Source organism: Streptomyces sp. NPDC088116, from assembly GCF_044741745.1.
Taxonomy (GTDB): Bacteria; Actinomycetota; Actinomycetes; order Streptomycetales; family Streptomycetaceae; genus Streptomyces.
Genome location: NZ_JBIUTF010000002.1, coordinates 1,274,226 through 1,290,216 on the forward strand (window position 1 = coordinate 1,274,226; position 15,991 = coordinate 1,290,216).

Below are 15,991 nucleotides of genomic sequence, written 5' to 3' on the forward strand. Positions count from 1 at the left end.
TCCCAAGGAGTCCAGCAGCAGATGAAGACGATCGACGAACTTCTCGCCGAAGGGGTCGGCGGCAAGCGGGTATTCGTCCGCGCCGACCTCAATGTGCCGCTCGACGGCACCACGATCACCGACGACGGCCGCATCCGCGCCGTCGAGCCGACGGTCGCCCGGCTCGCCGGGGCCGGCGCCCGCGTGGTCGTCGCCTCCCACCTGGGCCGCCCCAAGGGCGCCCCGGACCCGGCCTTCTCGCTCGCGCCCGCCGCCGCCCGCCTCGGCGAACTCCTCCGTGCCGACGTGGCGTTCGCGACCGACACGGTCGGCGACTCCGCCACGTCCGTGGTCGCGGGCCTGGCCGATGGCCAGGTCGCCGTCATCGAGAACCTCCGCTTCAACGCCGGCGAGACCTCGAAGGACGACGCCGAGCGCGGCGCGTTCGCCGACCGGCTCGCCGAGTTGGCCGATGTGTACGTGGGCGACGGCTTCGGCGCCGTACACCGCAAGCACGCCTCGGTCTTCGACCTGCCGGCCCGCCTGCCGCACGCCGCAGGCGGTCTGATCGCCACCGAGGTCGGTGTCCTGAAGAAGCTCACGGACGATGTCCGGCGCCCGTACGCCGTCGTGCTCGGCGGCGCCAAGGTCTCCGACAAGCTCGGTGTCATCGACCATCTGCTGGGCAAGGCCGACCGCATCCTGATCGGCGGCGGTATGGTCTACACCTTCCTGAAGGCGCAGGGCCACGAGATCGGCTCCTCGCTGCTCCAGGAGGACCAGATCCCGGCCGTCCAGGAGTATCTGAAGCGCGCCACGGAAATCGGCGTGGAGTTCGTGCTGCCGGTGGACGTGCTGGTCGCGGCGGAGTTCCCGGACCTGAGGACCAAGGCCCCGGCCCACCCCACCACGGTGGCCGCGAACGCCATTCCGGCCGGACAGATGGGCCTGGACATCGGCCCCGAGACCGGCCGCCTGTACGCCGCGAAGCTCGCCGACGCCGAGACCGTCTTCTGGAACGGTCCCATGGGCGTCTTCGAGCACCCCGACTACGCCGAGGGCACCAAGGCCGTCGCCCAGGCGCTCGTCGACTCCTCGGGCTTCTCGGTCGTCGGCGGTGGCGACTCCGCCGCCGCCGTCCGGATCCTGGGCTTCGACGAGAAGGCATTCGGCCATATTTCGACCGGTGGCGGCGCGAGCCTCGAATACCTCGAGGGCAAGACGCTTCCCGGGCTCGCCGCACTGGAGGACTGACCTTTCCATGACCGCTTCATCCGACAACACCGCCCGGACCCCGCTGATGGCGGGCAACTGGAAGATGAACCTCAACCACCTCGAGGCCATCGCCCACGTCCAGAAGCTCGCCTTCGCCCTGGCCGACAAGGACTACGACGCCGTCGAGGTCGCCGTGCTGGCGCCTTTCACCGACCTGCGGTCCGTCCAGACCCTGGTCGACGGCGACAAGCTCAAGATCAAGTACGGCGCCCAGGACATCTCGGCGCACGACTCCGGCGCGTACACCGGTGAGATCTCCGGCCCCATGCTGGCCAAGCTCAAGTGCACGTACGTGACCATCGGACACTCCGAGCGCCGGCAGTACCACGCCGAGACCGACGAGGTCTGCAACACGAAGGTGAAGGCCGCCTACCGGCACGGTCTGACCCCGATCCTCTGCATCGGCGAGGGCCTGGACATCCGCAAGGCCGGTGAGCAGGTCTCCCACACGCTGAGCCAGCTCGACGGCGGCCTCGCGGACATCCCGGCCGAGCAGGCCGAATCCGTCGTGATCGCCTACGAGCCGGTGTGGGCCATCGGCACCGGCGAGGTCGCCACCCCGGAGGACGCGCAGGAGGTCTGCGGAGCGATCCGCGGACGGCTGGCGGAGCTGTACTCCCAGGAACTGGCCGACAAGGTCCGGATCCAGTACGGCGGCTCGGTCAAGTCCGGGAACGTCGCCGCGATCATGGCGCAGCCCGATGTGGACGGCGCACTGGTGGGCGGGGCGGCACTGGACGCCGACGAGTTCGTCAAGATCGTACGGTTCCGCGACCAGTGAGTATGCGGTAGCACGGATCCGTCGTACCCTGGCGGGGGCCGAGAAGCATGTTCCGGGAACGCATGGCGTGACCATGTGTTCCGGAGGACGTGGCCCGGCCCCCGTTGTCCGTTCTCAGTCCCGTTTCAGTCCTGTCGGTTTTCAGTCCTGTCGGTTCTGTCAGTCCGAGGAAGTTGGTCCAGCCGTGGTTATGGGGTTCTCGATCGCCCTTATCGTCTTCAGCCTGCTGCTGATGCTGCTGGTGCTGATGCACAAGGGAAAGGGCGGCGGACTCTCCGACATGTTCGGTGGCGGAATGCAGTCGTCCGTCGGTGGTTCCTCGGTCGCCGAGCGTAACCTCGACCGCATCACCGTGGTTGTCGGCCTGTCGTGGTTCGCGTGCATCGTCGTCCTGGGTCTGCTGCTCAAGCTGGACAGCTGATCGTACGTACGGTACGGCGCCGCGGGCGCGGCCTATCATGAGGGTCCGCGCCGGGCGGCAGGGGGTAACTCCCTTCACTGGACGCGCGTTGGGCCTTACGTAGACTGGGGCGCCCGGCAGCGGAGCTGCCTATCGATGCTTTGCGGCACCATCACGCAGGGAGTTACGACCGTGGCAAGTGGCAACGCGATCCGGGGAAGCCGGGTCGGAGCGGGGCCGATGGGTGAGGCCGAGCGCGGCGAGTCCGCGCCCCGCCTGCGCATTTCCTTCTGGTGCTCGAACGGGCACGAGACGGTGCCGAGCTTCGCCAGTGACGCGCAGGTTCCGGACACGTGGGACTGCCCACGCTGCGGATTCCCGGCCGGTCAGGACCGGGACAGCCCTCCGGACCCGCCGCGTACCGAGCCGTACAAGACCCATCTCGCCTATGTGCGGGAGCGGCGTAGTGACGCGGACGGCGAGGCGATCCTCGCCGAAGCACTCGCCAAGCTGCGCGGCGAGATCTAGAACTTCCGGCCGGATACCTGACAGGTGTCCGGCCGTACCGTTTCCGCCCGTGGCGTCTCCGCCATTTCCCGTGTCCGGGCTCAGCGTCCCGGCCCCGCCGGCCGCCGGGCTCTTCGCGCTCGCCGCCGCCTCGTCGGCCACCCTGATCAATTAGGTTGGACAGGCAGCAGGGCATGCGTGCAGGCACGAGTGGAAGTGGGCTGATCTCCGAATGAACGCAGCAAGCCGTACCAGGCTCAACCGGATGCCTGAGTGGAGCGCGCTGGGCAAGCACCGTGAGCAGTTGGGGCAGACGCGTCTGCGGGAACTGTTCGCCGACGACCCGGCGCGCGGCACCGGCTACACCCTCCAGGTCGGTGACCTCTACCTGGACTACTCCAAGCACCTGGTGACCGACGAGACGCTGGCGCTGCTGCGCGAGCTGGCCGCCGCCGCCGGGGTGGCGGAGCTGCGGGACGCGATGTTCCGCGGCGAGAAGATCAACACCACCGAGGACCGCGCGGTACTGCACACCGCGCTGCGCGCGCCGCGCGACGCCGTCATCGAGGTCGACGGGGAGAACGTCGTACCGGCGGTGCACGCCGTCCTCGACAAGATGAGCGCCTTCGCCGACCAGGTCAGGTCCGGCGAGTGGACCGGCCACACCGGCCGTCCCATCAAGAACGTGGTCAACATCGGCATCGGCGGCTCGGACCTCGGCCCGGCGATGGCGTACGAGGCGCTCCGGTCCTTCACCGACCGCGAGCTGACGGTCCGTTTCGTCTCCAACGTCGACGGCGCCGATCTGCACGAGGCCGTACGGGACCTGGACCCGGCCCAGACGCTGTTCGTCATCGCGTCCAAGACCTTCACCACCATCGAGACCGTCACCAATGCGACGTCCGCGCGCGACTGGCTGCTGACCGGGCTCGGGGCCGGTCAGGAGGCTGTCGCCAAGCACTTCGTGGCGCTCTCCACGAATGGCGAGAAGGTCTCCGAGTTCGGTATCGACACGGCCAACATGTTCGAGTTCTGGGACTGGGTCGGCGGCCGCTACTCGTACGACTCGGCCATCGGCCTCTCGCTGATGATCGCGATCGGACCCGGCCGGTTCCGCGAGATGCTCGACGGTTTCCACCTCGTCGACGAGCACTTCCGCACGGCGGCGCCGGAGGACAACGCGCCGCTGCTGCTCGGGCTGCTGGGGGTCTGGTACGGGGCGTTCTTCGACGCCCAGTCGCACGCGGTCCTGCCGTACAGCCACTACCTGTCGAGGTTCACCGCGTACCTCCAGCAGCTGGACATGGAGTCCAACGGCAAGTCGGTGGACCGCGACGGCAATCCGGTGGACTGGCAGACCGGACCCGTGGTCTGGGGCACCCCGGGCACCAACGGCCAGCACGCCTACTATCAGCTGATCCACCAGGGCACCAAGGTCATCCCGGCCGACTTCATCGGCTTCGCCCGGCCGGTCGACGACCTGCGGCCCGGTCTCGTCGCGCAGCACGACCTGCTCATGGCCAACTTCTTCGCGCAGACCCAGGCGCTCGCCTTCGGCAAGACGCCGGAGGAGGTACGGGCCGAGGGCGTGCCCGAAGAACTGGTGCCGCACAAGACGTTCCAGGGCAACCACCCGACCACCACGATCCTCGCCTCCACGCTCACCCCGTCCGTCCTGGGTCAGCTGGTCGCGCTGTACGAGCACAAGGTGTTCGTCCAGGGCGCCATCTGGAACATCGACTCCTTCGACCAGTGGGGCGTCGAGCTCGGCAAGGTCCTCGCCAAGAGGATCGAGCCCGTCCTGACCGGCGACAAGGCGGGGGACGAGCTGGACGGATCGACCGCGGCGCTGGTCTCCGCCTACCGCTCGCTGCGAGGACGCTGAACCGATGGCACAGGGGGAACGGCGGCTCCGGCCGCCGGAGAACACGCTGGACGAACGCGCCACCACCTGGTGGCGCACACAATGGCTGCTGCTCACGGCGGCTCCGGTCGTGCCGCTCGCCGTGCTGGGGGCTCTCATAGCCCCGGCACGGCTGTGGCTGCTGGGCCCCGCCGTCGTGCTGGCGGTCATCGGGCTGGCCTGTACGGCGCTGATACCGGCGTGGTGGTACAGGGTGCACCGCTGGGAGGTGACGGACGAGGCGGTCTATGTCCGTACCGGCTTCTTCTGGCAGGAGTGGCGGATCGCGCCGATGTCCCGCATCCAGACCGTGGACACCGTGCGCGGTCCGCTGGAGCAGATGTTCAAGCTCTCCACCGTGACCGTCACGACCGCGTCGTCCAAGGGCGCGGTACGGATCAAGGGGCTCGACCATGAGCTGGCGGCGGAGCTGGCCGGGCAGCTGACGCACATCACCCAGGCCACCCCGGGGGACGCCACATGAGCGAGCCCGCCGTGGCCCCGGACCCCTCGACCCGGGAGTGGCGCCAGGAGCCGGGAGCTGAGGGGGAGTGGCGGCGGCTGGACCGGCGTACCCTCCTGGTCACCGCGGTGGTCATGACGGGGGTCGTCGTGGGCGCCGGGGTGCCGACCACCCTCGGTCTGGCGGGTGCCATGCCCCTCTGGCAGGCACTCGCGTGGGTGCTGGCCGGGGCGCTGCTGCTGATCGTCTGCGGTACGGGCGGGGAGTACGTCCGCTGGCGCCGCACCCGCTACCGCATAGGGCCCGAGCGCGCCGAGCTGCACACGGGCCTGGTCCTGGTCAAACGCCGGTCGCTGGCCCGCGAGCGGATCCGCAGCGTCGACCTGACAGCCCACCTCCTGCTCCGGATCCTCGGCCTGGTGAAGGTGCGCATCGGAACCGGAGAGCAGTCCGGCGGCGAGTCCACACTGGAACTCGACCCGGTCACCCGGGCCGAGGGGGAACGCCTCCGTACGGAACTGCTGGACCGCGCCCCAGAGGCGCCGGGCGCGTACCGCGAAGGCACACTGGCCGTTCTCGATCCCGGCTGGATCCGGTACGCGCCGGTCTCCTTCCTCACCCCGGTGCTCGGCGGCGCGGCGGCCGGCGGTCTGGTACAGGTCAGCGAATGGTTCGGTGCGCAGGCACGGCTGTTCGGCTGGGTGGCCGACCTCTTCCGGGACACCTCGGTCCTCTGGGCGGTCCTGATCCTGCTGGGAGGGACAGGGCTCGCCGGGGTCGTCGGCGCGCTCGGCCTGTGGATCGAGATGTGGTGGAACTACCGGCTGGAGCGCGAGCCGGGCGGCACCCTGCGGGTCCGGCGCGGACTGTTCACCTCCCGCTCGGTCTCCGTCGAGGAGCGCCGGCTGCGGGGCGTGGAGGTGGTCGAGCCACTCGGCGTCCGGCTGTCCGGCGCGGCCAGGGTGGACGCGATCGCCACCGGCATCGCCCACGACGACGAGGAGCGGACCGAGAACAAGACCCTGCTGCCCGTGGCGCCGCGCGCGGTGGCGGACGAAGTGGCGGCCCAGGTCCTGCGCGAGTCCGTGTCGCCGACGAACGCGGTCACCCTGACCCCGCATCCCCGCGCGGCCCGAGGACGCCGACTGCGCTGGTCCGTGGCCTGCGCCCTGTCGCCGGTCCTGGTCCTCACGGTCCTCGGCCTGCTGCTGCCCGACTCCGCGCGCACGGTTCTGCTGTGGTGCGCGGCGGTCTGCGCCCTGGTCCTGCTGCCGGTGGCCGTCCTGCTGGCGCTCGACGCCTACCGCAACCTGGGCCATGGTCTCAGCGGCGCGTACCTGGTCACCCGCTCGGGCTCCGTGGGCCGCACGACGGCCGCCCTTCAGCGCGACGGCGTGATCGGCTGGACGGTCAAACAGTCCGTCTTCCAGCGCCGCGCGGGCCTGCTGACCCTGACGGCGACGACCGCGGCGGGCTCGGGCGCGTACCACGTGCGTGACGCGGCCCAGGGCGAGGGGCTCGCCTTCGCGGCCCAGGCCGTGCCCGGTCTGCTGGAGCCGTTCCTGACGAACGAGGAGGAACCTCCTGGTCGCGGACCGGGAACAGGACGAGTATGACGGCATGTCAACCACCAGCCGTCGTACGGTACTCACCGCCCTCGCCGCCACCGCTGTGAGCGGTCCTCTCCTCACGGGTATCGGCGCCGCCCCCGCCCACGCCGCCGATGACCTCTACGCGTCCAACACGGACCTCTACACCAAGCTCGCCGGGCGGGAGGGGACCGACTTTGCCCGCCGCTACAAGAGACACGAGAAGGCCGACGCCGGCATCACGGCGGCCTACCCGTTCCACCGCACCACCGTCATGGCTCCGCACGGGGGCGGTATCGAGACCGGGACCTCGGAGCTGTGCCTCGGGATCGCCGGCTACCACCCGGCCACCCTGACCCCTCGTACGGCGGACGCCCCGCTGTACGACTACTGGATGTTCGAGGGGCTGCGGTCCATCGACAACGGCGAGCTGCATGTCACGGCGACACACTGCGACGACCGGGTCGCCCTGTCCATGGCGGGCGGCAGTCTCAACGTACTGACCCTGCACGGCTGCAAGGCGGATCAGGCCGGCGCCCCCGCGCAGAGACCCGAGGCCGTTGTCGTGGGCGGCCGCAACGACACGTTCAAGCGGCACCTGATCAGCGAGTTCACGGCGGCCGGTTTCCAGACGATCGACGGCGCGGCCCTGCGCGACCTCGCCGGAGTCGACCCCCAGAACATCGCCAACCGGACGGTGCTGGGCATGGGCGGCCAGCTGGAGATCACCACCGAGCTGCGCCGCAGCATGTTCGGCACGTTCACCCGGCCGGGGCGTCCCGTCTCCACCAACGAGGTCTTCGACCGCTTCGTGGCGGCGGCCCGCTCGGCCGTGGCGCGGCTGGAGGCCGAGGCCGGTCAGATCATCCTCTGATCCTCTGGCAGGGGACCGGTTACCGGTCCGGCCGAGAGGCCGAAGGCCCGGACCGCCCGTCAAAGCAACGGGGCGGTCCGGGCCTTCGGCCTCTCCGACGACCGGCCGGAGCGACACGACGTCAGGCGGACGCCGGAGGATAGAGATCGCGCGGCAGCGCCGATGCCGCCGCCGCGTCCAGCAGCCACAGCGTGCGGCTGCGACCGTACGCGCCCGCCGCCGGGGCCTGGATCTCACCCGCGCCCGACAGGGCGATCTCCGCGGCCTTCGCCTTGTCCTCGCCCGCCGCCAGCAGCCAGACCTCATGGGCCGCGCGGATCGCGGGCAGCGTGAGGGAGATACGCAGCGGCGGCGGCTTCGGGGCGCCGTGCACCGCGACCACCGAGCGCTCGGTCTCCCGTACGCCCGGCAGTTCGGGGAAGAGCGACGCGACATGGGTGTCCGGTCCGACGCCCAGCATCAGCACGTCGAAGCTCGGCACCGGAGCGTGGTCCTCCGGGCGTGACGCCGCGGCGAGTTCGGCGGCGTAAGCGGCTGCCGCCGCCTCCACATCACTGCCGTACGGGCCGTCCGAGGCCGGCATCGCATGCACCCGTGACGGGTCCAGCGGCACCGAGTCGAGCAGCGCTTCCCGCGCCTGGGTGATGTTGCGCTCCGGGTCGCCCTCGGGCAGGAAACGCTCGTCGCCCCACCACAGATCCAGCCGCGACCAGTCGACGGCGTCCCGGGCGGGCGCCGTGGCCAGCGCGGCCAGCAGGCCGTTGCCGTTGCGTCCGCCGGTCAGGACGACCGAGGCGGAGCCGCGGGCGGCCTGGGCGTCCACGACCTTCGTGATCAGCCGGGCCGCCGCGGCCTGCGCCATCAGCTCCTTGTCGCGGTGGACGACAAGCTGCGGAGCGCTCACTTCTGCTCCGTCCGCTTGGCCACGGTGGCCGGGGTGACCCGCTCCAGTGCGGATGCGTCGGTCCTGCCCGAGGCGGACGCCGATCCGGACACGGACCCCGAGGCAGAGGCTGACCCGGAAACGGATCCGGAGGCGGACCCCGACGCGGACCGTGAAGCCGAGCCGGAGGCCGTGGAGGACGTCCCCTCGAAGGCCTCCTTCGCGTCCGACGCGTCACCCAGCCGGTGCACACCGAACCGCAGCGCCGACGCGTAGGTGTCGTCCGGGTCCAGCCGGCGCAACTCCTCCGCGATCAGCTCCGAGGTCTCCCGGCGCTTCAGCGCCACCGCCCGGTCCGGCTGTCCCTCGATGGAGAGCGTCGCCAGCGAGCCGTCGGCCCGGTCCAGATTGACCGGGCCGCAGGTGGTCGACATCCGTACGGCCGTGAGACCGGGACCGGACGAGACCGCGCGCTTCACCGGCACCTCCAGCCGGTCCGCGAGCCACATGGCGAGCAGCTCGCAGCTCGGGTTGTGCTCCTCGCCCTCCACCTCGACCGAGGTGACCTCGCAGTCCACCTGGTCCAGGGCGGCCGCGACCATCGAGCGCCACGGTGTGACCCGGGTCCAGGACAGGTCCGTGTCGCCCGGGGTGTACGCGTCGGCGCGGGCCGTCAGCTCCTCGACGGGGTGCTCGGCGGCGTACGTGTCGGTGACCCGGCGCTGCGCCAGCCTGCCCAGCGCGTCCCTGGCCGGGTTGACCGGGGCGTTGACCGGCCACCACACGACCACCGGGGCGTCCGGCAGCAGCAGCGGAAGGACCACCGACTGCGCGTGGTCCATGACCTCGCCGTACAGCCTGAGGACGACCGTCTCGCCGGTGCCCGCGTCCGCGCCCACCCGCACCTCGGCGTCGAGGCGGGCCTTGGCCCGGTCGCGGGGCGAGCGCGAGATCCGCTTGACGACGACGAGCTTGCGCGACGGGTGCTCGCGGGACGCCTCGTTGGCGGCCTTGAGCGCGTCGTACGCGTTCTCCTCGTCGGTGACGATGACCAGCGTGAGGACCATGCCGACGGCGGGGGTGCCGATGGCCCGGCGCCCCTGTACCAACGCCTTGTTGATCTTGCTGGACGTGGTGTCCGTAAGGTCGATCTTCATGGCCGGCGCCAGCTCCGTCCGTCTCGTGCGAGCATTTCGTCCGCCTCGGCCGGACCCCAGGTCCCGGACTCGTACTGCGCGGGCTTGCCGTGCTTGTCCCAGAACTCCTCGATCGGGTCGAGGATCTTCCAGGACAGCTCGACCTCCTCCACTCGCGGGAAGAGGTTCGAGTCGCCGAGCAGCACATCGAGGATGAGCCGCTCGTACGCCTCGGGGCTGGACTCCGTGAAGGACTCGCCGTACGCGAAGTCCATCGAGACGTCCCGGACCTCCATCGAGGTGCCGGGCACCTTCGAACCGAACCGCATGGTCACGCCCTCGTCCGGCTGGACGCGGATGACCAGGGCGTTGTGCCCCAGCTCTTCCGTGGCCGTGTGGTCGAAGGGGGAGTGCGGGGCGCGCTGGAAGACGACCGCGATCTCGGTGACCCGGCGGCCCAGGCGCTTGCCGGTACGGAGGTAGAAGGGGACGCCCGCCCAGCGGCGGTTGTCGATCTGCAGCTTCACCGCGGCGTAGGTGTCGGTCTTCGACTTGGGGTCGATACCGTCCTCCTGGAGATAGCCGACGGCCTTCTCGCCGCCCTGCCAGCCCGCCGCGTACTGCCCGCGGACCGTGCCCTCCCCGAGATCCTTCGGCAGCTTCACCGCGCCGAGGACCTTGGTCTTCTCCGAGGCCAGCGCGTCGGCGTCGAAGGAGGCGGGCTCCTCCATCGCGGTCAGCGCGAGCAGCTGGAGGAGGTGGTTCTGGATGACGTCACGGGCGGCGCCGATGCCGTCGTAGTACCCGGCCCGGCCGCCGATGCCGATGTCCTCGGCCATGGTGATCTGGACATGATCGACGTACGACCGGTTCCAGATCGGCTCGAAGAGGGTGTTGGCGAACCGCAGCGCCAGGATGTTCTGGACGGTCTCCTTGCCCAGGTAGTGGTCGATCCGGAAGACCTCGTTGGACGGGAAGACCTCGTGGACGACCTTGTTGAGCTCCTTCGCGGAGACCAGGTCGTGGCCGAACGGCTTCTCGATCACCGCGCGGCGCCAGGAGCCGTCCTTCTGGTCCGCGAGACCGTGCTTCTTGAGCTGCCGGACGACCTGCGGGAAGAACTTCGGCGGTACGGAGAGGTAGAACGCGAAGTTGCCGCCGGTGCCCTGCACCTTGTCGAGGTCGGCGATCGTCGCCTTCAGGTTCTCGAACGCCTGGTCGTCGTCGAAGGTGCCCTGGACGAAGCGCATCCCCTGGATGAGCTGCTGCCAGACCTCCTCGCGGAACGGCGTACGGGCGTGCTCCTTGACGGCGTCGTGCACTTCCTGCGCGAAATCCTCGTCCTGCCACTCGCGGCGGGCGAAACCGATGAGGGAGAAGCCCGGCGGCAGCAGCCCACGATTGGCGAGGTCGTAAACCGCAGGCATCAGCTTTTTGCGGGACAAATCGCCCGTGACGCCAAAGATGACCAGGCCCGACGGCCCCGCGATACGCGGGAGCCGTCGGTCCGCGGCGTCACGGAGCGGGTTCGCTCCGTGGGTTGAGGTCAAGGGTTCAGCCTTCCGAAGGAGCGAGGCGCTTGAGCTCCGCCTCCGTCGACTTGAGCAGGTCGGTCCAGGCGGCCTCGAACTTCTCGACGCCTTCGTCCTCCAGCTGCTGGACGACGTCGTCGTACGAGATGCCGAGCTTCGCGACGGCCTCGAGGTCGGCACGCGCCTGGTCGTACGTACCGCGCACGGTGTCACCGGTGATCCGGCCGTGGTCCGCGGTGGCTTCGAGGGTGGCCTCCGGCATGGTGTTCACCGTGTGGGGCGCGACCAGCTCGTCCACGTACAGGGTGTCCTTGTACGCGGGGTCCTTGACGCCGGTCGAGGCCCACAGCGGACGCTGCTTGTTGGCCTGGGCGCGGTCCAGGACCTCCCAGCGCTCCGAGGAGAAGACCTCCTCGTACGCCTCGTAGGCCAGCCGGGCGTTGGCCAGGGCCGCCTTGCCGCGGGCCTCCTTGGCCTCGGCCGTGCCCTGCGCGTCGAGCCGCTTGTCGATCTCGGTGTCCACACGGGACACGAAGAAGGACGCCACCGAGTGGATCTTGGAGAGGTCCAGGCCCAGGGCCTTGGCCTTCTCCAGACCCGCGATGTAGGCGTCCATGACCTCGCGGTAACGCTCCAGCGAGAAGATCAGCGTGACGTTGACGCTGATGCCCCGGCCGATGGTCTCGGTGATCGCCGGCAGCCCGGCCTTGGTCGCCGGGATCTTGATGAGCGTGTTCGGACGGTCCACCAGCCAGGCGAGCTGCCTGGCCTCGGCGATGGTCGCCCGGGTGTTGTGCGCCAGGCGCGGGTCGACCTCGATGGAGACCCGGCCGTCCTGGCCCTGTGTCGCGTCGAAGACCGGGCGCAGGATGTCGGCGGCGTCACGGACGTCCGCCGTCGTGATCATGCGGATGGCTTCTTCGACGGTGACCTTGCGGGCCGCGAGGTCCGCGAGCTGGCTGTCGTAGCCGTGCCCGTCGGAGATCGCCTTCTGGAAGATCGACGGGTTGGTGGTGACGCCCACCACGTGCTGCTGGTCGATCAGTTCGGCGAGATTGCCGGACGTGATGCGCGTGCGCGACAGGTCGTCGAGCCAGATCGCGACGCCTTCGTCGGAGAGGCGCTTGAGTGCGTCTGTCATGGGGTTTGCATCTCCTACTGTTCGTATATCGGCGTCAGCGCGCCACGGCCGCGAGAGATTCCCGGGCGGCGGCGGTCACGGCGTCGGCGGTGAAGCCGAACTCGCGGAAGAGGACCTTGGCGTCGGCGGAGGCGCCGAAGTGCTCCAGGGAAACGATGCGCCCGGCGTCGCCGACGTACCGGTGCCAGGTGAGCCCGACGCCGGCCTCGACCGCCACACGGGCCTTCACGGAGGGCGGCAGGACGCTGTCCTTGTAGGCCTGGTCCTGCTCCTCGAACCATTCGACGGACGGCATCGAGACCACCCGGGCCGGGATGCCCGCGGCCTGGAGCTGCTCGCGCGCCTCGACGGCGAGCTGCACCTCGGAGCCCGTACCGATCAGGACGACCTCGGGGGCACCGCCGTCGGCCTCGAACAGGACGTAACCGCCCTTGGCGGCCTCGTCGTTGGCCTCGTACGTCGGCACACCCTGGCGGGTCAGCGCCAGACCGTGCGGGGCGCCCTTGTCGTGGCGCTTGAGGATCTCGCGCCAGGCGATCGCCGTCTCGTTGGCGTCGGCGGGGCGCACGATGTTCAGCCCCGGGATGGCGCGCAGCGCGGAGAGGTGCTCGACCGGCTGGTGGGTCGGACCGTCCTCGCCCAGACCGATCGAGTCGTGCGTCCACACGTACGTGACGGGCGCCCGCATGAGCGCGGCGAGCCGGACGGCGGGGCGCATGTAGTCGGAGAACACCAGGAAGGTGCCGCCGTAGATACGGGTGTTGCCGTGCAGCGCGATGCCGTTCATCGTCGAGCCCATGGCGTGCTCGCGGATGCCGTAGTGCACCGTGCGGCCGTACGGGTCGGCCCCGGGCAGCGGGTTGCCCGCCGGGAGGAACGACGACGTCTTGTCGATGGTGGTGTTGTTCGAACCGGCGAGGTCGGCGGAGCCGCCCCACAGTTCGGGGATGACCTCACCGAGCGCCTGGAGCACCTTGCCGGACGCGGCACGCGTCGCCACGGCCTTGCCGGTCTCGAAGGCGGGGAGCTTGTCCTCCCAGCCGACGGGCAGTTCACCCACGCGCACCCGGTCGAAGGTGGCCGCGCGCTCCGGGTTGGCCGTACGCCACGCGGCGAACGCCTTCTCCCACTCGCCGCGCGTCTCACGGCCGCGGTCGAGCGCCTCACGCGTGTGCGACAGGACCTCGCCCGCGACGTCGAAGGACTTGGCCGGGTCGAAGCCGAGGACCTTCTTGGTGGCCGCGACCTCTTCGTCGCCGAGCGCCGAGCCGTGCGCGGCCTCGGTGTTCTGCGCGTGCGGGGCGGGCCAGGCGATGATCGAGCGGGCCGCGATGAACGAGGGGCGCTCGGTCTCGGCCCGCGCCGCCAGCAGCGCCTCGTGCAGCGCCCGCGGGTCGAGGTCGCCGTCGGGCGACTGCTCGACGCGCTGGACATGCCAGCCGTAGGCCTCGTACCGCTTGATGGTGTCCTCGGAGACGGCGGTCTCCGTGTCACCCTCGATCGAGATGTGGTTGTCGTCCCACAGAAGGACCAGGTTGCCGAGCTTCTGGTGGCCGGCCAGCGAGGACGCCTCGGCCGAGATGCCCTCCTGGAGGCAGCCGTCACCGGCGATGGCCCAGATGGTGTGGTCGAACGGCGAGGTGCCGGGCGCGGCGTCGGGGTCGTACAGACCCCGCTCGTAGCGGGCGGCCATCGCCATGCCCACGGCGTTCGCGACACCCTGCCCGAGCGGGCCGGTGGTGGTCTCCACGCCGACGGTGTGTCCGTACTCCGGGTGGCCCGGGGTCTTCGAACCCCAGGTGCGGAAGGACTCCAGGTCTTCGAGCTCCAGGCCGTAACCGGCCAGGAAGAGCTGGATGTAGAGGGTCAGGGACGAGTGGCCCACCGAGAGGACGAACCGGTCACGCCCGGTCCACTGCGCGTCGGCGGGGTCGTGCCGCATCACCTTCTGGAAGAGGGTGTACGCGGCGGGGGCCAGGCTCATGGCCGTACCAGGATGGCCGTTGCCGACTTTCTGTACGGAATCCATGGCCAGGACGCGGGCGGTGTCAACAGCCCGCTGGTCCAATTCGGTCCACTCGAGGTCTGTGGTGGTCGGCTTGGTGCTCACCCTGAGTCAGGGCTCCTCTCCACATGTCGAATCCCGGTGTCTGAGGTCGCACCGGTTCGCTGTCGAGCCTACCCGCAGTACCAGCCATCGTTCCGAGTGCGTTTCCAGGGTGCGACGCCCTTGTGGACTTCGCCTCCCGGCAGGTGTACGGACCGTGTCGGAAGGGCGTTCAACGCGGCCTCGCACGAGCACACCCCCGCGAAGAACGGCGTCTGGGCAGCGTCTAGAGTGGCGTGGTACGCGCAAGTCTTTACCGGGCCTTCACGCCTGGAGCTTGCTGGGATTTCTCTGTCAGGGGTGTACGTGACAGCCGTCGAGTCCCGACCCGCAGGGGTCGTTCCGACTCCGAACTCGGGGGGCCATCGGCCGTTCGGGGCGCGCGTCAAAGCATTTGTGATGCTGACCAAGCCACGGATCATCGAGCTGCTGCTCATCACCACCGTTCCGGTGATGTTCCTGGCCGCGCAGAGCGTGCCGGATCTGTGGCTGGTGCTGATCACCTGCGTCGGCGGCTACCTGTCCGCCGGCGGCGCCAACGCGCTGAACATGTACATCGACCGTGACATCGACGCCCTGATGGACCGCACCTCCCAGCGGCCCCTGGTCACCGGCATGGTCTCGCCGCGCGAGGGGCTGATCTTCGGTCTCACGCTGGCCGTGGTCTCGACACTCTGGTTCGGCTTCCTCGTCAACTGGCTGTCCGCGGCCCTCGCGCTCGGCGCTCTCCTCTTCTACGTCGTCGTCTACACGATGATCCTCAAGCGCCGCACCTCCCAGAACATCGTCTGGGGCGGTATCGCGGGCTGCATGCCGGTACTGATCGGCTGGTCCTCCGTCACGAATTCGATGGCCTGGGCCCCGGTCATCCTCTTTCTCGTGATGTTCTTCTGGACGCCGCCGCACTACTGGCCGCTCTCGATGAGGGTCAAGGAGGACTACGCGCGCGTGGGCGTGCCGATGCTTCCGGTCGTGGCGTCCAACCGCGTCGTGGCCCGCCAGATCGTCCTCTACAGCTGGGTGATGGTCGGCGTCTCGCTGCTGCTGACTCCGCTGGGTTACACCGGCTGGTTCTACACGACGGTGGCGGTGCTGGCCGGCGGCCTGTGGCTCTGGGAGGCACACGGCCTCCACTCGCGCGCCAAGGCCGGTGAGGTCGGCGGCAAGCTCAAGGAGATGCGGCTCTTCCACTGGTCCATCACCTATGTGTCGCTGCTCTTCGTGGCGGTGGCGGTGGATCCCTTCCTGCGGTAGCAGGTTCTGGAGTCTTCGACGGGGGGGGGGGGGGGGGCCCCCCCCCCCCCCCCCCCCCCCCCCCCCCCAAAAAACCCCCCCCCCCCCCCCCCCCCCCCCCCCCCCAACCCCGAAGCGGTAAAAACGCCCCCAGTTAAAACACAGCCCCCTCCACCACCCGGGAGGCG

At 69.9% G+C, this 15,991-nt stretch carries 14 protein-coding genes; 9 read left to right on the forward strand and 5 right to left on the reverse strand.

Annotated features, from left to right (window positions below):
* Positions 1-21: 21 nt before the first annotated feature.
* The 8 genes from ACIOJD_RS11830 to ACIOJD_RS11865 all read left to right on the forward strand — a co-directional run bounded on the left by ACIOJD_RS11830 (position 22) and on the right by ACIOJD_RS11865 (position 7,771).
* Complete coding sequence (locus tag ACIOJD_RS11830) at positions 22-1,233, forward strand: phosphoglycerate kinase (RefSeq protein WP_401911277.1); 1,212 nt, start codon at positions 22-24, stop codon at positions 1,231-1,233.
* 7 nt (positions 1,234-1,240) lie between these two features.
* Positions 1,241-2,035 carry a triose-phosphate isomerase gene (gene tpiA, locus ACIOJD_RS11835; protein ID WP_401911280.1) on the forward strand — a complete coding sequence of 265 codons (795 nt, stop codon included), beginning with the start codon at positions 1,241-1,243 and terminating at the stop codon, positions 2,033-2,035.
* A gap of 184 nt (positions 2,036-2,219) precedes the next feature.
* On the forward strand, positions 2,220-2,456 hold the full coding sequence (secG, locus tag ACIOJD_RS11840; RefSeq protein ID WP_401885872.1) for a preprotein translocase subunit SecG: 237 nt from the start codon (positions 2,220-2,222) through the stop codon (positions 2,454-2,456).
* A 171-nt stretch (positions 2,457-2,627) separates the two neighbouring features.
* Positions 2,628-2,963, forward strand: coding sequence for an RNA polymerase-binding protein RbpA (locus tag ACIOJD_RS11845; RefSeq protein WP_161700453.1), 336 nt, complete (start codon positions 2,628-2,630; stop codon positions 2,961-2,963).
* Between the two features lie 211 nt (positions 2,964-3,174).
* A complete protein-coding gene (pgi, locus tag ACIOJD_RS11850; RefSeq protein WP_401911284.1) occupies positions 3,175-4,827 on the forward strand; it encodes a glucose-6-phosphate isomerase in 1,653 nt (550 codons plus the stop codon).
* 4 nt (positions 4,828-4,831) lie between these two features.
* Positions 4,832-5,329, forward strand: coding sequence for a PH domain-containing protein (locus ACIOJD_RS11855; protein WP_401911287.1), 498 nt, complete (start codon positions 4,832-4,834; stop codon positions 5,327-5,329).
* On the forward strand, positions 5,326-6,924 hold the full coding sequence (locus tag ACIOJD_RS11860) for a PH domain-containing protein (RefSeq protein ID WP_401911290.1): 1,599 nt from the start codon (positions 5,326-5,328) through the stop codon (positions 6,922-6,924). Before ACIOJD_RS11855 ends, ACIOJD_RS11860 begins: the two co-directional genes overlap by 4 nt.
* 4 nt (positions 6,925-6,928) lie before the next feature.
* Positions 6,929-7,771 (forward strand): poly-gamma-glutamate hydrolase family protein, encoded by an 843-nt coding sequence (locus tag ACIOJD_RS11865; protein ID WP_401911293.1) that lies wholly within the window; start codon positions 6,929-6,931, stop codon positions 7,769-7,771.
* Between the two features lie 121 nt (positions 7,772-7,892).
* Here the strand turns inward: ACIOJD_RS11865 and pgl are convergent, their stop codons facing one another.
* The 5 genes from pgl to tkt are packed head-to-tail and all read right to left on the reverse strand — an operon-like array spanning position 7,893 to position 14,573.
* On the reverse strand, positions 7,893-8,675 hold the full coding sequence (gene pgl / locus ACIOJD_RS11870) for a 6-phosphogluconolactonase (protein ID WP_401911295.1): 783 nt from the start codon (positions 8,673-8,675) through the stop codon (positions 7,893-7,895).
* Positions 8,672-9,811 carry a glucose-6-phosphate dehydrogenase assembly protein OpcA gene (gene opcA, locus ACIOJD_RS11875; RefSeq protein WP_401911297.1) on the reverse strand — a complete coding sequence of 380 codons (1,140 nt, stop codon included), beginning with the start codon at positions 9,809-9,811 and terminating at the stop codon, positions 8,672-8,674. Before opcA ends, pgl begins: the two co-directional genes overlap by 4 nt.
* Positions 9,808-11,340, reverse strand: a complete 1,533-nt coding sequence (gene zwf / locus ACIOJD_RS11880) for a glucose-6-phosphate dehydrogenase (RefSeq protein ID WP_401911299.1) — start codon at positions 11,338-11,340, stop codon at positions 9,808-9,810. Before zwf ends, opcA begins: the two co-directional genes overlap by 4 nt.
* A 4-nt stretch (positions 11,341-11,344) precedes the next feature.
* Positions 11,345-12,463 (reverse strand): transaldolase, encoded by a 1,119-nt coding sequence (gene tal, locus ACIOJD_RS11885; RefSeq protein ID WP_401911302.1) that lies wholly within the window; start codon positions 12,461-12,463, stop codon positions 11,345-11,347.
* 34 nt (positions 12,464-12,497) lie between these two features.
* Positions 12,498-14,573 carry a transketolase gene (tkt, locus tag ACIOJD_RS11890; protein WP_401911305.1) on the reverse strand — a complete coding sequence of 692 codons (2,076 nt, stop codon included), beginning with the start codon at positions 14,571-14,573 and terminating at the stop codon, positions 12,498-12,500.
* Positions 14,574-14,870: 297 nt separating this feature from the next.
* Between tkt and ACIOJD_RS11895 the strand changes: the two genes are divergently transcribed.
* Positions 14,871-15,824: a heme o synthase gene (locus ACIOJD_RS11895; RefSeq protein WP_401911307.1), complete on the forward strand. Its 954-nt coding sequence runs from the start codon at positions 14,871-14,873 to the stop codon at positions 15,822-15,824.
* Positions 15,825-15,991 lie beyond the last annotated feature (167 nt).

What these genes read in the sequence shown, in the direction of transcription:
- ACIOJD_RS11830 (WP_401911277.1), top strand. Translation starts at nt 22, where the DNA reads ATGAAGACGATCGACGAACTTCTCGCCGAAGGGGTCGGCGGCAAGCGG.
- ACIOJD_RS11860 (WP_401911290.1), top strand. Translation starts at nt 5,326, where the DNA reads ATGAGCGAGCCCGCCGTGGCCCCGGACCCCTCGACCCGGGAGTGGCGC.
- tal (WP_401911302.1), bottom strand. Translation starts at nt 12,463, where the DNA reads ATGACAGACGCACTCAAGCGCCTCTCCGACGAAGGCGTCGCGATCTGG.
- pgi (WP_401911284.1), top strand. Translation starts at nt 3,175, where the DNA reads ATGAACGCAGCAAGCCGTACCAGGCTCAACCGGATGCCTGAGTGGAGC.
- ACIOJD_RS11865 (WP_401911293.1), top strand. Translation starts at nt 6,929, where the DNA reads ATGTCAACCACCAGCCGTCGTACGGTACTCACCGCCCTCGCCGCCACC.
- tpiA (WP_401911280.1), top strand. Translation starts at nt 1,241, where the DNA reads ATGACCGCTTCATCCGACAACACCGCCCGGACCCCGCTGATGGCGGGC.
- ACIOJD_RS11855 (WP_401911287.1), top strand. Translation starts at nt 4,832, where the DNA reads ATGGCACAGGGGGAACGGCGGCTCCGGCCGCCGGAGAACACGCTGGAC.
- opcA (WP_401911297.1), bottom strand. Translation starts at nt 9,811, where the DNA reads ATGAAGATCGACCTTACGGACACCACGTCCAGCAAGATCAACAAGGCG.